The following is a 14189-nucleotide window of genomic DNA, read 5'->3' as shown; positions in this document are numbered from 1 at the left end:
AATTAGGAAGTATCGAGGCGGCACGCGGACGGTGCCGGCCGGTTGTGTGGTCAGGCCGGGCGGGCCGTCGCGGATTCCTCGGTGGCGCCGCGTGATCGCCCGACCTGTTCGCGGCGGTGGGTCAGGTCGGCGCGGACGTTGCGCGCGGCCGCCCGCAGCGCCGACTCGACGCTTCTCTTGTGCACCGCGGCCGAGATCCGGTTGCCGCCGGGGACGAGGATGCGGGCGAGTTCGACTCCTACCGTCAGAGCGAACAGCGGGACGGCCAGTGCGATGGCCGGGTGCAGGGGCGGCAGCCCCAGACCGTCGGCGTACTTGCGGCCCAGCATCAGCCGCGTTCGGGAAGCGGCGTACTGCATCACCACAGGCCGGGCGAAGGGTGCGAGCCGCTTCCCGAAGAAGCCGCCGACGATGTCGCCGTAGGCGTCGAGCGCGGCGGCGGCGAGTTGGGGCCCTTCCTCGTCGAGGCGGATCTCGTTGAGCGCGGCCAGCCACGTGGCGCGGGTCAGGTCGGGGAAGTCGGCGCACAGCAGTGCGTCCTCGATGCCCATGAGATGACCGAGGTACCGGTAGAAGTGATAGATCGCTTCCCGTTCGGTGCGGTTCTGCCAGACTCCCTCAGTCATCGGCAGGACCGAGTTCATCATCACGAACGGCAGCATGGTCAGCGACCCCGCGTCGTCCGGAGACGACGCGGGCGGTGTGCTTTTCGGTCAGCTGATGAAGATCGAGACCATGAGACCGGCGGGGAGGGCTTGGCCGGTCCCGTTCTGGTGCATCACGATGTCGAGAACATCTCCCGGACGCAGAATCGGCTGTGCGCCGACGGGGATCGGCACCGACTTCTCGGCCCCCAGGTTCGTACCGGCACCGAGCGTCAGCGTGCCGAGCGTCGCGACGGGCGACCCGTTCTGCAGTTGCCGAACGCTGATGGTGGCGTTGTTGGTCGCCGCGCCGGTAATCGACGGGTATCGGGCCCTGGGCGGAACTTCGCGCGGGTTAGGTGGAGGGCTGGGTGAGGGCGGCGTAGCTGCGAGTGAATTCGCGGACGAAGTTCGTCGTGGCGCGCAATGCGATCCCGAGGTCGTTGGGTGTGTCGCGGTGTACGGCCAGGTGTTCCGCGGCGGTCTTGATGCTGCCGCCCAGGTGGGTGATGCTCTGCAGGAGCTCGATGGTGTCAGGGCTGTAGGAGTCGGTGGGCACGACGGAGGTGCCTGTGGCGCGTTCGGCGGCTGCGGCGTACAGCTCGCGAGTCACGAGCGGGTGTCCGAGGGGCCGCGCGAGTGCGTTGCCCGCAGCGATGATCGCTGATAGTGCTGCGCCGGTATGGATTCCGGCGTCGTTGACGGTCAGAGTGACGTCTCGGGCCAGGATGAGCGACTGGTAGACGCGGTGGGTGTTGCGGTCCAGGATTCGACGGCGGAAAAGAAGGGGTGGGGCGGGCTCCAGGCAGGATCGCGTCGCCCGGATGGCAGCCGTGACCTTCCGAATTTCATACTCGTACATTCGATTCCCTCGAGGGCTTCACATCAGTTCGGGTTGTCGCTGGCGGTGTAGTGGGAGGCAAGCACCAGCTCCAGGATCGATTCTCCAGAGGCGAGGTCAGGCGTGCCGCACTCCGTCGATGCGGCCGGCCTCAAAGCGCAGACTCGAAAGGCTCACCCGGCGACGAAGAAACGTCGATCCGTCGCTTGATCTCCCGCTCTCCCTCGATGTCTCGCCGACTCGACTCGCTCTGGATGCCCTCCGTGGTCATCTGGCTTATCGTGCCGTATTCCAGCGCGCGCAGCCTACGCGACGTGACCGTCGAAGACGCCGGCCACTGTCCGAGTATCGATGGGCGCATCGGTTTGCGCTGATTTGCAGTACTTCTCACAGTCCCTGGGTGGGGGATGGCTCGGAAGACTGGGGTGAGCGTGCATCGATCTCGGTGCGTATAGGCGCGGCGGAGGTAGGGGAAGGGGCGCGCCGTGATTGTTCTGCCACCGTCGCGGCGATCAACCCTTGGTCGACTCGACTCGGATCTGGCAGGCCCGCCGCCACCAGAATCCTCTGCGCCACCTTGTATGCGCCAAGTAGCCGCAGTCCGTCGCTGTGGTAGCCGTCAGTCAGGGTGCGGGCCATGGCCGCTGGATTGGAGCGCAGGTGTGAGTGCGCTCTGATCTGGGCAACCGTCGGGATGACCACGTCAGCGGAGGTGCTGCCCAAGTAGTCCATGAGGCCTTCGCCAAGGCGAAGCTCTGGGAGCAGCGCCGTGCACTGATCGACTGATAACGTGTGGCCGCAGGAGGACCCGGTCCGGCGCCGGGCGCGAGCATGATCTGCGAAGAGATACGACTTCGAAGGCGGTCGATGGCTGGAACCTCGATACCCGTTCGAGTCCGCGAAGCTCTAGAGCATTTTGTTCCACCTGTGCCGCTGACTGTTCGCTGCTGAGGATGGGCAGACTCGAGGCTCTGCGATGCTCGACCGCTTGGTTTGATCGAGCCTCCAGACCAAGACCCATAGTAATCCCGGTGTTCGCAGAACTCAGGTGAACCGCAATCGAGAGGGAGTACCACCCGGAAATGCGCGCCGATATTGACGCTGCGGTGAAAATCGTAAGGGCTGCCGCGGGTTTCGACTGGAGTTGGGCGGTCGCCGATCTGGAACGCTTTAGTGAGACGCTCGACTGGGAGGTATCCGAACGTCGCCCGCGGGGAGCTACCCTTGACACCGGACTCCATGTGAACTGGCCCAAGGCGAACGCTATCATCGATGCGGCCGGTGTCCGAGAGATCACTGTGTGGGTCTCAGATATTGCCGAGACGCTCGATGACATAGTCAGTTGCGCAATCGCCGATGGTTTCGAGGAGATCCACGCACAACTTGTCGAATATTTCGGCCCTCCCTCGCGGGAAGTGATCGGAGAAGTGCCACGTTCTGGTTGGCAGTTTCCGAATGTCGTAGTCTTCCTGACTGCTGGATTGAAAGCTCTGGAAGTATCGATCGTTAACCCTGATCATCAACGTCGACTAGATATTCCTGAGCAGACGACCCGTATCTGGAAGTTCTAGTTCGATTCTTTATATGATCATCGACCGACGACGAATCGATGATTAGTTCTCGACTATGCCCGGCAGCATTTGGAGCTGCCGGGCATACTTAATGCGCAGGGAAGTTCTCTCGGCTGTTCATGCGCAGAGCCCACACCAGTACAACATGGGCGACTTCCGCAATACCCTCCGTGACTTCACCGGTCTCGGCGACCTCGACGAAGGCATCGACCACGGTGATTGGGGCCAAGCCGCGTGGGGAGGAGCCAATACGCTCCTGACCTTCGTCCCCAGTGCCGTCTTCAAACCGATACTCGGTGGCCTGGGTAAGGCCGGCGTGTGGGCCCTCGACAGAATCGACGCGTGGGCTATGGACGGCGCGGCCCACGAGATCGCACCGGCAATCTCCGGCCTCGACCATGCCGGCGAAACCGCGAATGGCGGTGCGGGCCTTTACCACCCGCGGGACGGAGGCCCCCACCCCACCCTCTATGACCCCAATACAGGCAAACCATTCCTCGAACTGCCTCGGAACGCCGACAACCCGAAGCTGACCTGGCCGGAGGGCGGATTCCCGACAGACGACGCCAATATTCCCCGGCCACGGGGCACGATGACCGGGCCCGACGCAACCGACGTTATCCCTGCAGGGCCAAAAACTCGCTGGGGTCAAGGATCATTCGACCCGGCAGGGATCGGCAAGGTGTGGGAAGGGATCGGCAGGGCTTGGGAAGGTATCGGCGAGGCGATCACCGGAGTGGGCGATAAGGCTGACTCCAGCCTGTGGCCTTTCGGCAGGAAGCCATCGGGGTGGGGGCCGGGAACACCTCACCAGACGCAACTCAATCCCTACGACAAGAACAAACTGCAGCAGTGGCTCGAAGACCACGGCATCACGAAAAGCGATACAGAACCGCGGTGGTACGGGCCAAAGGACGCAAAACCTTGGTACGGCGCCCCAGAAGACACCCCCAAAGATCATTGGCCCGTCGGGATCGCACCACGCAGCGACGGCCAATGGTACCGCCCCCGCTGGAACGGGATCCCAGGCAATGGCACGATCACCATGCCAGACTGGGCCAAAGCTCCCACCGATATCCAAATGCGGGGAAAACTCCTCGACGGCACTTCCCTGCCTATCGGCGACCCCGAAAACCCAGAAGTCGACCAGATGTTGTGGAAACTCAACATGGTCGACGATGCCCAACTTGCAGCGAAACCCGCACGTGATGCGGCAGAAACGAAACTCAAAGACTTTCTCAACGACAAAGACTTCAGGATCGACATCGGCGGCGGAAAGACCCGCGCAGTCGGGGTCGACGACCTCTCGAGATCGTCACTTGAGAGTACACTCGAATATCTCGGAAATCCGAATAGGGGATATGATCAAGCCGATCTTAAAAGACTGGAGAACCTTGCAGATACCCTGAGCGTGGAGAAAGGAACAGTCAGTCAGCTTTCGGAAATTAGAGGTGAAATCGGCGGCGACTATTACGCAGATCAACAGAATATCAAGATCATCTATCGAGGATCCGGGCCCAACGATGTCGACCGACTGGGCATCATCACCGGCGAGAATGGTAACGAAGAAGTCGTCGATCTCGAACTAAAAGGAGGTGACAAACCGGACAGTCTCAGTTCCCGCGCTGTCTCTTGGAATGGTGAAAAGATCAAGGTTGAGCAAGGCACTCTACCGTACGCTCAGGATGAATTCCGTGATGGTTCCAAAGCACTGCAAGCGCTCAAAGAGTACAACCCGGAACTTGCCGAAAAGCTGCTCAACGGTGAGACTCCACTACATTATCGACTGGTTCACACCGCGCCAGGAACTCATAAGATCACTGCGTACGAGTTCGACCCGGGCGAAGCGGGGGAATTCAGGCTCAAACCACCCACCGCCGGACCGGGCACAACACCGCCACCAACTGCCGGTGCCACACCGATCGCAGCCATGGTCTCCGATACCGCTACCGTATCAGGGATCAGCGACCTGGTCGGGTCGAGCGTTACTGCAGCGTTGGCCAGCCTGTCTGCCCTGACACTCCCGCTTCTCGGGTCGCCCTCTTTCCCGCTGGGCAGAAACAACCCCGACAAGTCGATCAACCAGTCACTCGCTGTCAACATCACTACGCGCCCCCCATCATCCACGACGATCAATCGAGAGAACGCCCGCGTGATGGCCTATGGTGCCCACGTCAGGTGACGCAAGCAACACCTGCTCCCGCGAGGGCTGAGGTCATCGCCCTCGTGAGGCCACGTCAACCTACCGCTGAACAGAAGGAAGTATCTGCCCATGCACGTCGACATCGACGGAGCCACCAGAATTGCCCGCACAGCGGCAGAATTCGACTGGACCTGGTACGTCGAAGATATCGAACGCTTCTGCTCCACACTGGGATGGGAAGTGGCCAGCCGAGGCGAATACGGAGCGGAAATCCATACCAACCTCCCGATCAGCCACCCGGCGGCCGATGTCTATTGGCAGAAGCGCACGGTAAACTACATCTCTACGCGCATATCCGATATGCCCGTAGAATCCAATGAGCAGCGCAGAGCCCTACTCGCCGGATTCGCTGAGCTCCCCGAAGCCCTCATTGAGGTTCTTGGCGCACCCACAGGGATGCTCACCGATGAACAGGCGGTGATTAGATGGGACCTTCCCAAAGTCGTTCTTTTTATAAGACTCAGCGATCACGCAGTCAGTCTGAAACTTGTAAGCCCAGAGTATCAAGCATGGAAGGATGAACCAAAGTTCGACGAGGAGTGAGAGACGGGACCATTCCCCTCTTTCTCGTCCCAGCCGAGATCGCCATCAGCAGTCCCCATCGGGCGACCCGTCCCCGGACGAGTCGTGACAGTTGCCGCCTCGGGGAAGTGCCGCCACTCTGGCGCGACCAAGGTCCATAATTCAGCGGGCCACGGAAGCCACCACCAGCCCGGCGCAGGTCGGCGCGGTGGTCGCGATCTCGGCGACCGACCTCTTCACGGTCGAGGTGCAGGACACTTCGACCTCCGCCTCGGCTTGGACTTCGACCCTCAGTGGCGGCCCTTCCAGCGCGCTGACCATCACCTGATTCCCGAGTGAGGACTTCATGATCTATACGGTGACCTTGCCGGCACAGGCTGCGGCAGGTGCCGACGCGACCGTCGTCGCAGGCGTGTACTCGCAGGCCTTCTGGGCCTGGTTGACCGGATCACCCCAGGACTCGGAGTCCCATTCGGGATGTTTCTTCATCCCGGCACGCATGTAGGCGTGGGTGAGTCGCACCCGCGCGGTCGAGGTGAATCCGACGCTGTAGCGGTCCAGGCCGCCGGGCTTGGTCACCTCCATCCACCACACGGCCGTTTCCACGATGCGCCGGGGCGCGCGCTTGTGGAGATCGGCGGTGCGGATCAGGACCTGGTTGGCCGGGGAACTCAGGTAGGACATCGCGAACCCCAGGTACAAGAAACTGATGACGTTCCAGATCGGCAGCCGCGACGTCGCACGCTGGGCGATGTCGATCCGGTCGCGGTCCAGCCAGACCGGCATTGCTTCCATCGCCTCGAAGAATTCGACCAGCTCCGCCGGCGGGTTGTCGATCGATTCGATGCCGTGCTCGACGGCCTGCTCGAACAGCCGTCGCCCTTGCCCGCCGCTCTGGGTCTGAATCCAGGTGACCAGGTTGTCCGCGGGTGGATCACCGACGCGGGTCAGCGTCAGGTAGTGCGCGTATTGGGCTCGGGTGGGCCGCGGGTCGTTCGGCAGGGCGCGGCGGGCAAGGCTCAGCGGGAACTGCCGGAACAGATCAGGGTGGGGCACGCGCTCGGTGCGGGAGGGCGTGCTCGTCGGCGTTGACGTCATGCCACGAGTAAATCAGAAACGTTGGAGTCTAGAAACCCATGTATCTGAATTGTGTGCCAGACTTGCCGGGTGCCGAGACAAGCCAGTGGGACCTACGCCGGGGCCAGCGCCGAGCAACGGCGCGCCGACCGGGAACGGCGCATGCGCGACGCCGCGCTCGAGCTGCTCGGCACGATCGGCTGGGAAAACACCACCGTCCGGCGTATCTGCGCCGCCGCGCGGACCAGCCCGATGTTCTTCTATGAATCCTTCGACGACCTGCCCGACCTCGTCCGATCGGTCTACGGCGAGATCTCCGCAACGCTCGCCATCCGGGCCGTCGAAGCGATCACCGACGCGCCGTACAACCTCACCGACCAATCCCGCGCCGCCGCACGGGTCTACATCGAAGCTGCCACCGAGGACCCCCGCATAGGCCGGCTGATGTTCAGCGACGCGCCGCCGCTGCGCGAATTGCGGACCAGCCTGCTCGGCGGGCTCTCCACCCTGATCGCCCAGCAGGCCCGCGTCGTCGGCGTGTCCGGTAACCACGACGATGTTCTTCAGGCCACGACGTTGCTCGTCGCCGCCGGTGCGGGCGAACTGGTCCTGGCCTGGCTCGACGACCGGTTGCCACTGACCCGGGAATCACTGATCGAACTCGTCGCACAGGTCCTGTCCAGCCTGGCCACCTCGATGCCGGAAATTCCGCCCGACCTGGATTCGGTTTCGCGATAAGCCGGGGTCGAGGCCGAGCAGGAGCGACCGATGCGCCGTTGCAACCACCCGGCGATCAGAACAAGGTGTCGGTGACGCGCAACGGTCGGTATCCGGTCGGCCCGAGCTGGGCGAGTTCGGCGTCGATATCTACTTCGATGGCGCCGAAGAAGTTGATGTTGGCGCTGTGCGCCGGGGAGATGTGGGCCAGGACCTCGTCGTCGATGCGCTGCCCGGCCCGGCGCATCTGCTCCACGGCCAGCCCGTAATACTCTGTGGTCCAAGCGATCACGGCGTTCGTGGCCAATGTCAGGCACCAGGCTTGTTCGGCCTGCTGCTCGAGGTGTCGCGCCCGGATCATGCCCTCGTGGGCGTACAGCAGGTCGCGGCGCAGCGCGTGCAGCGATTCGCCCTTGTTGAGCTGTCGAGAGATCTTGCGCCGATAGTCCGGATCGGAGAGGTATTTCGCGGCATAGATCGTGCGGCGCAACGCCCCGTACTCCTTGAGCGCCGCAGCCAGGGTGTTCTGCCGGCCCGACGCCGAGAGCTTGCCGACCAGCAGAGAAGCGGTGGCGTGCCCGAACTTCAACGACCCAGCCAACCGGAGCAGATCGTCCCAGTGCCCGGCGATCAACTCCAGGTTCAGTTTGCGGGTCAGCAACGGCCCAACCAGCTCGAACCTCGCTTCGGCGGCGGCGCGGGGCTCGCACCGGTACAAGGTGATCCGGCCCAGGTCCCGAATCCGCGGCGAGAGCTGCATCCCCAGCAGGTCGAACAGCCCGAAGTTGACCAGGGTGACCCCGTGGGTGTCGGTGGCGTGCTCGGTGATCGGCAGATCCGTGGCGTTGCCCAAGATCTCGTCGAGCACGTAGTGGGCTTCGCGTTTGGTGGCGACGATGACTTTGGTGCCGTAGGTGGCGTGGGTGTCGGTGACGTGGGTGTAGGTCGATAGGCCCTGCTCGGCGAAATATCGGCTCATCGGCCGCGCCGTGGTCGACTTGCCGCGTGTCGGGAAGCGCTGCCCGTCACTGGAAGACAGGGTTCCTGCCCCGAATACCGAGGTCAGGGGTAGGCGCTGGTGGTAGTCGATCAGCACCATATTCGCTGCGCGCAGGGTCTCCTCGCGCACATACCAGTCGTTGGTCCAGGACAGGATGTCGTAGGTGATGCCGCAGGCCTCGGCCATCCGCGTCAATCCCAGGTTCGTCGAGTGCGCGAGCAGCACCGCGATCAGGTTGCGTTTGAGTTCGGGGCTACGGGTGGATTGGCCGCCGCGGTGGGTGAAGCGGTCCAGGTAGCCGGTGCGCTTGTCCAGCTCGATCAGCAACGACACGATCGGCGCGAACGGCAGCATCTCGGTCAGCTCGGCCTTGAGCGAGACCGCCTCGGCCGGCACATCTTCCGCGGTCAGCGGCGAGATGATCAGATCCCCGGACTCGCCGTCCAGGCGCACCGGCCCCTCACCGCCGGCCAGCACGGTCTCCAGCTCGCCGAGCGCGGCGTGCAACTCGGCGACCACGGCCGCCAGAGCGACGCCGGGATCTGCCGCCCGGCCGACCAGGCGGCAGAACTCCTCCCGTTGCGGTTCCCACTGATCGGCGGTGAGCAGGTAGGTGGTGGGGTCGGCGTAGCGGCGCGAGCCGGGCACGAACACATCCCCGCTTCGAAGCCCGTCCCGCAACCCGAATAGGACGCACAACTCCCAGTAGTGCCGATAGGCTGTGGCGCTACCGGCCTTTCGGGCTTGATCGAGGTAGCCGCGCCATTTCGTCGGCACGAACCCGGTCGGGGCGTCGTCGAAGACCTTGCGCCGCCCGGTGGCGTTGAGTTCGCGCAGCATCGCGACCGCGATCAGCAACTCGCTCGCCGCGGTCCCGCCGGCGAACCCCACGGTCTCTAGCACCGCCGGGGTGAACTGGCGCAGATAGTTGTAGCTGGAGTCCAGGGCGGCCAGATGCCCGTGATCGCGTGGAAGGCGCGGCTTGGCCTGGGCGAGCGCGGCGCGCAGGCGTTCCCAGCCGATCTTCTCCCCTCGGATCAGCGCGCCGATCTCCTCATCGGCCACCGCCGGGTCGGTGACGATTTCTAGGAGGTCATCGAGCAGGGCTTGGCGGTCCTCGCCGGATTTGCCGCGCTCGGCCAGCTCCTGTTGCATCTTGCGTTCGGCGGCACCGAATTTCGCCGAGATCGCCTGATCGAACAACGCGACTACCTCGTCGAGCACGTCGGTGCCGGACTGGGCAACCACGGTGAGCAGGATCGGATACCGGCGCTGCGGATCACGCCGCTCAAGCGCTTGCGGGGTCAGCCGGCGGCCCATGCCCGCCAGGAACCGGCGCCGCTCGGCTGGCAGCACCGACATGTCCAGCCGGTCAGCGCCCAGGCCGCGCAGGAACGTCAGCTTGTCGACCTCGGCGCGCACCGCGGCCGCCGAGGCCTCCACCGGGCCGGTCGCCAGCCACCGCAACCGCGAGATTCCCAGCGAGGCATCGGTGACCAGCAGCGCGTCCAGCTGCGCGCAGCGGGCCGAGGTGAACTCGTGGGCCAGGCGGTCGTAGGTCTCTCGCTGGGCCTGTTCACGCGCGTGGGCGATGCGTTCGACCATGCTCACCGGACCGGGCCGGATCACCCGCGCCGAGATCAGATACTCACACCCCAGCCGGAACAGCAGCGTCGGGGAATCGTGTTCCATCGCCCGCGCCAACAGGAATTCGTCGAGTTCCTTGAACTCCACGGTTCCCGCCGAACGCCAACCGAGGTATCGCGCGACCAGTCGCAGGTGCTCGGTGCGGGTCTGCGCGCGGCGGCCGTAGGAACCGATCTCGGTGGGATCGACCTTCAATTGCTCGGCCAGCCGCGCCACCGCGACTGGCGGGGCGGTCACCACGCGGTCGGGTACGAACCCCAGCCATGGCAGCGTGCACAACGCGAGGGCGATCCCGAGCCGATCGGCCGGGCCGCGGCCGCGCCCGGGATCGATGAACGCGGCATCGGCCGAGGACAGGGTGAAGTAGCGGAACAACTCCTCGCGGCTGATCTCCGGGAACTCCCGCAGCCGCGCCAAATCCCCATCCGCGAACACCCGCGTTGCCACGAACCCAACCTCCGGCACCAACCAATAGCGTTGGGAGCCAAGCCAACCAGCAACCGGCACTCACCGCAGGCCGAACCCCTGAGTCAGCCTCGGTCCACCGCGGCTACGGCATATCCGTTGTATTTTCGGCGGTTGCTACCGGAACCCCATGTCCCGCCGCGACCAGACGCTCGAAGATCCGCTCGGCGGTCTGCCCCAGGGCCGCGGGAGTGCCGACCGCATCGGCCAGTTCGACCCCGATCCGGGTGTCCTTCAGCCGCAGCGCCGCGGTGAAGGCGATGTCGCGGTCGTGCACGCCGCCGACCATCTCTGCGCACATGCGGATCACCGTCGGACTGGCCGCACCGCCACGCGAGAGGGTGTCGGCGACGACCGCCAGGTCCAAACCCGCGAGCTCCGCGGTGCGCAGCGCCTCGGCAGTGGCGGCGATCTGAATCGAACCGAGCAGGTTCTGGATCAGTTTGTAGCTCGTGCCCGAACCGACATCACCGAAGTGCACGATGTCGGTACACAGTGGTCGCAGCAGTGGGCGCGCCGCGTCGAGGTGGGCGGCGGCCGCGCCGACGAACAGGGTCAGTCGTCCGGCGGCCGCGGCATCGGGGAGCCCCGTAACCGGGGAGTCGAGATACCGAAGACCGTGGGCGGCGGCATGTTTCGCCAGCTCCAGCGCCCAGGGCCGGGAGATGGTCGAGAACTCCACCGCGAACGCGCCCGGCGCATACTCCCCCGCCAGCGCACCGTCGGCCCCCAACCACGTTGCCCGCGACGCCTTGTCATCGGCCACCATGGCGAAGATCGCCTCGGCGTTCCGGGAGGCCTCGCGGGGCGTGGCCGCGAACGCAGCGCCCTGGGCGACGAGTTCGTCGGCCTTGGCGGCGGTCCTGTTGTAGACCACCACCTCATGCCCGGCGGCGATCATGCGCCCCGCCATCCCCGCACCCATCCGACCCAACCCCAGAAACGCGATCCTCGCCACGAGCCGAACCCCACTCAGCCCCGGTGACCGGCTGCATCGCTCGGCCGTCGAGCGACAGGATTTCACTCAGTGCATCGATCAGGGCGGTCCGCGGGTCGAGGGGCCGCTCGATCATGCGCCAGGCGATCACGTGGTCGGGGCGCACCAGAACCACGCCGTCCGGGCGCGAGCCGATGCCATCGGTCCAATCGCCGTCCGTCACAGGAATTCGATGCACGGCCAAGGGAATCGACAGTGCATCCGCCGCGGTGTGCGCGGCATCAGCCCAATCCTCGTCGGCGGTCAGGACGGTGAGATCCCTGCCGACCAGATCGAGTGTCGACGCCCTGCCTCCGTCGTGCGGCACCCATCGATGCGGCAGGCGCGAGCCGGGCGTGCCGTCCAGGACCAGCGAAATGTCCTCGGTGGAAGGCAATCTGGGGTTCGATCCGATGACAGCGGTGGATTCGTAGCGGTAGCCCACGTGTACGACCGGCGCATTGAGCACCCCGGCTCGCCGGCGCGCCGTGATGATCTCCGGCGTGTTCTCCCAGTGCAGCCGGGGATCAGGCAGCCGCAGCACGGCTTGTTCGAGCGTGGTCGCGGCGACCGGCCGCCGTTCGGCCTCGTAGCTGTCCAGAAGTCCGGGGTCGGCCCACCCGTGGTGGACGGCGGCGATCTTCCACGCGAGGTTGTGGGCATCCGCCACACCGGTATTCAGTCCGAAAGCGCCCAGCGGAGGCACCGTGTGGGCGGCATCGCCCACGAGGAAGACCCGACCGGACCGGAACCGCTCGGCCAGCTGTCCACGCGGCCGCCAGGGCAGCACGCTGATCACCTCGACATCGAGGGCAGGGTCACCGATCGCCGCACGGATCAGCCCCACACACCGGGCATCGGGGAATCCCCCGTCCGAATCATCGGCGGGCACATGGAGAATCCACTCGCCGGTACCGTCCACGGTGACCAGCAGGCCTGAGACGTCCGGGTTTTCGATGGTGCAGGTCGCGAACGAACGGCCGCCGATATACGGCGTGAGGTCAGCGCGAAACAGCATGCTGATCATGGGCGTTCCCAAGGGCCCGGGCCCCTCGACCCCGATATCGAGCAGGCCACGGACATCGCTACGCGCCCCGTCCGCGCCGATCAGATAGTCGGCCCGCACGACGGAGCCGTTGGACAACGCCGCGTGCACACCGTCGTCGTCCTGCGTGAACGATTCCAGCCGCGTCGAATACCGCACCACCGCACCGCGTTCCCGCGCCGCGGGCAGCAGCACCGAGTCCAGCCGATGCTGCGGGCACAGACCCCGCACCAGCGCGGGGCTCGAATCGTCCGTGCGCGAGGTGGCAACCGCCGCGCCCGCGGGGTCGGTCGCGGTGAATTCGGCCTCGGCCAGCGTGCGCGCGTAGATCTTGCCGAGGCCGGCGCGCATATCGATGCTCACCGCATCGACCGCGTCTTCGAGCCCTTCGGCGCGCAGCATCTCCATGGTTCGCCGCGACAGCCCGGTGGCGCGCGGATGCGGTGACGGGCCGGGCTGTGCCTCGACCACCAGCGTCGGAACATGGTGCCCGGACAGGAAGACGGCGGCGGCCAGGCCGACCGTGCCTCCTCCGACGATCAGGACCTGAACTCGGTCTTCGGTCATGCGCGGGACTCCTTATGGATACATCGTAGCCGTAATGGATACACCGTAGCCACAGTGTTAGGCTGGGCGCAATGCCGCAGTGAGGCGCGAGAACCCGGACAGGAGCGCGATGACGAACGAGAATCCGATGCTGGTCTGGAGCAAGCAGCGCCCGGAGCCCGCTCGGCGCGCACCGAGCGTCGACCGCATCGTCGCCACCGCCCTGACCCTGGCCGACGCCGAGGGACTCGACGCGGTATCCATGCGCCGCATCGCCACCGAACTCGGCTCCGGCACCGCCTCGCTCTACCGCTACATCACCGACCGCGGCGAACTACTGGACCTCATGATCGATGCCACCCAGGCCGAAATCCCCCCACCCGCGCTCACCGGCGACGCCCGCGCCGACCTCGCGGCGGTCGCCCACCACTTCCGGGATCTCCTGCTCCGCCATCACTGGCTGGGCCGCGTCCTGTCCGGCCGTCCCGCCCTGGGTCCGAATGCCCTGCGCCGCTTCGATATCGCCATGGCCGCGGCCCTGGAGCTCACCGACGACATCACTCTCGCCGCCAATATCGTCGATACGGTGCTGTCCTACGTCGCCGGCGCCGCCATCCAGGAACTGTCCGAGATTCGCGCGCAACGGCGCACCGGACTCACCGAGAACCAGTGGCGGGAGGCGGTCGGCCCCTACCTCCGGACCGCCATCGCCACCGGCGACTATCCCCACTTCGCCCGCCGCATCCGCGACGCCGAAGACCCCACTCCCGACCGGACATTCGCCTTCGGCCTGTCCTGCGTCCTCGAAGGCGTGCTGGCAATCGCGCGAGCCGCCTCGGACTAGGCCGTGTTTTGAAAGTAGTTCGTGTGGAGGGGTGCCGCGAAGCGGCACCCCTCCACACGTGAGCTGGAAAGCGCTGTCCACGTTGGCAAAT

The 14189-nt window shown here is 65.3% G+C and carries 11 protein-coding genes and 1 pseudogene; 5 read left to right on the top strand and 7 right to left on the bottom strand.

The features are described 5' to 3' along the window. Positions 1–50 precede the first annotated feature (50 nt). Positions 51–671: pseudogene (locus tag ACFYTS_RS10805) on the bottom strand (oxygenase MpaB family protein); the annotation flags it as partial. A gap of 328 nt (positions 672–999) precedes the next feature. Next, on the bottom strand, positions 1000–1506 hold the full coding sequence (locus ACFYTS_RS10800; RefSeq protein WP_387302936.1) for a hypothetical protein: 507 nt from the start codon (positions 1504–1506) through the stop codon (positions 1000–1002). A 1061-nt stretch (positions 1507–2567) separates the two neighbouring features. Between ACFYTS_RS10800 and ACFYTS_RS10795 the strand changes: the two genes are divergently transcribed. The 3 genes from ACFYTS_RS10795 (at position 2568) to ACFYTS_RS10785 (ending at position 5802) form a co-directional block, all read left to right on the top strand. Next, on the top strand, positions 2568–3056 hold the full coding sequence (locus ACFYTS_RS10795) for a DUF6301 family protein (protein ID WP_387302933.1): 489 nt from the start codon (positions 2568–2570) through the stop codon (positions 3054–3056). A gap of 145 nt (positions 3057–3201) precedes the next feature. Further along, positions 3202–5238 (top strand): hypothetical protein, encoded by a 2037-nt coding sequence (locus ACFYTS_RS10790; RefSeq protein WP_387302930.1) that lies wholly within the window; start codon positions 3202–3204, stop codon positions 5236–5238. 90 nt (positions 5239–5328) lie between these two features. Beyond that, positions 5329–5802 carry a DUF6301 family protein gene (locus ACFYTS_RS10785; protein ID WP_387302928.1) on the top strand — a complete coding sequence of 158 codons (474 nt, stop codon included), beginning with the start codon at positions 5329–5331 and terminating at the stop codon, positions 5800–5802. Between the two features lie 141 nt (positions 5803–5943). On the opposite strand, the gene ACFYTS_RS10780 is transcribed toward ACFYTS_RS10785, so the two are convergent. Together ACFYTS_RS10780 and ACFYTS_RS10775 are read right to left on the bottom strand one after the other, a co-directional pair. Further along, positions 5944–6129 (bottom strand): hypothetical protein, encoded by a 186-nt coding sequence (locus tag ACFYTS_RS10780; protein WP_387302926.1) that lies wholly within the window; start codon positions 6127–6129, stop codon positions 5944–5946. A 3-nt stretch (positions 6130–6132) separates the two neighbouring features. Beyond that, positions 6133–6879: a hypothetical protein gene (locus tag ACFYTS_RS10775; RefSeq protein WP_387302924.1), complete on the bottom strand. Its 747-nt coding sequence runs from the start codon at positions 6877–6879 to the stop codon at positions 6133–6135. Between the two features lie 69 nt (positions 6880–6948). On the opposite strand from ACFYTS_RS10775, the gene ACFYTS_RS10770 reads away from it, so the two are divergent. Next, positions 6949–7596 carry a TetR/AcrR family transcriptional regulator gene (locus ACFYTS_RS10770; RefSeq protein WP_387302921.1) on the top strand — a complete coding sequence of 216 codons (648 nt, stop codon included), beginning with the start codon at positions 6949–6951 and terminating at the stop codon, positions 7594–7596. Between the two features lie 55 nt (positions 7597–7651). Here ACFYTS_RS10770 and ACFYTS_RS10765 read toward each other — a convergent pair whose 3' ends face one another. From ACFYTS_RS10765 to ACFYTS_RS10755, 3 genes are all read right to left on the bottom strand, one after another. Beyond that, entirely contained in the window at positions 7652–10669 is a 3018-nt protein-coding gene (locus tag ACFYTS_RS10765; protein WP_387302919.1) for a Tn3 family transposase, read from the bottom strand. A gap of 103 nt (positions 10670–10772) precedes the next feature. After that, a complete protein-coding gene (locus ACFYTS_RS10760; RefSeq protein ID WP_387302916.1) occupies positions 10773–11600 on the bottom strand; it encodes an NAD(P)-dependent oxidoreductase in 828 nt (275 codons plus the stop codon). Continuing rightward, positions 11569–13275, bottom strand: a complete 1707-nt coding sequence (locus ACFYTS_RS10755) for an FAD-dependent monooxygenase (RefSeq protein ID WP_387302913.1) — start codon at positions 13273–13275, stop codon at positions 11569–11571. The genes ACFYTS_RS10760 and ACFYTS_RS10755 overlap by 32 nt, the downstream gene beginning before the upstream one ends. Before the next feature lie 109 nt (positions 13276–13384). Here ACFYTS_RS10755 and ACFYTS_RS10750 point away from each other — a divergent pair, with 109 nt between their 5' ends. Next, complete coding sequence (locus ACFYTS_RS10750; protein ID WP_387302910.1) at positions 13385–14098, top strand: TetR/AcrR family transcriptional regulator; 714 nt, start codon at positions 13385–13387, stop codon at positions 14096–14098. Positions 14099–14189: the final 91 nt, after the last annotated feature.

The sequence above is a fragment of the Nocardia sp. NPDC004151 genome (genome assembly GCF_042874235.1).
Lineage (GTDB): Bacteria > Actinomycetota > Actinomycetes > Mycobacteriales > Mycobacteriaceae > Nocardia.
Note: the sequence above shows the minus strand (reverse complement) of the source record. Positions and strands in the feature narration are given on the sequence as shown.

What these genes read in the sequence shown, in the direction of transcription:
- ACFYTS_RS10780 (WP_387302926.1), bottom strand. Translation starts at nt 6,129, where the DNA reads ATGAAGTCCTCACTCGGGAATCAGGTGATGGTCAGCGCGCTGGAAGGG.
- ACFYTS_RS10760 (WP_387302916.1), bottom strand. Translation starts at nt 11,600, where the DNA reads ATGGCGGGGCGCATGATCGCCGCCGGGCATGAGGTGGTGGTCTACAAC.
- ACFYTS_RS10755 (WP_387302913.1), bottom strand. Translation starts at nt 13,275, where the DNA reads ATGACCGAAGACCGAGTTCAGGTCCTGATCGTCGGAGGAGGCACGGTC.
- ACFYTS_RS10785 (WP_387302928.1), top strand. Translation starts at nt 5,329, where the DNA reads ATGCACGTCGACATCGACGGAGCCACCAGAATTGCCCGCACAGCGGCA.
- ACFYTS_RS10790 (WP_387302930.1), top strand. Translation starts at nt 3,202, where the DNA reads ATGGGCGACTTCCGCAATACCCTCCGTGACTTCACCGGTCTCGGCGAC.
- ACFYTS_RS10750 (WP_387302910.1), top strand. Translation starts at nt 13,385, where the DNA reads ATGACGAACGAGAATCCGATGCTGGTCTGGAGCAAGCAGCGCCCGGAG.
- ACFYTS_RS10795 (WP_387302933.1), top strand. Translation starts at nt 2,568, where the DNA reads ATGCGCGCCGATATTGACGCTGCGGTGAAAATCGTAAGGGCTGCCGCG.
- ACFYTS_RS10800 (WP_387302936.1), bottom strand. Translation starts at nt 1,506, where the DNA reads ATGTACGAGTATGAAATTCGGAAGGTCACGGCTGCCATCCGGGCGACG.
- ACFYTS_RS10775 (WP_387302924.1), bottom strand. Translation starts at nt 6,879, where the DNA reads ATGACGTCAACGCCGACGAGCACGCCCTCCCGCACCGAGCGCGTGCCC.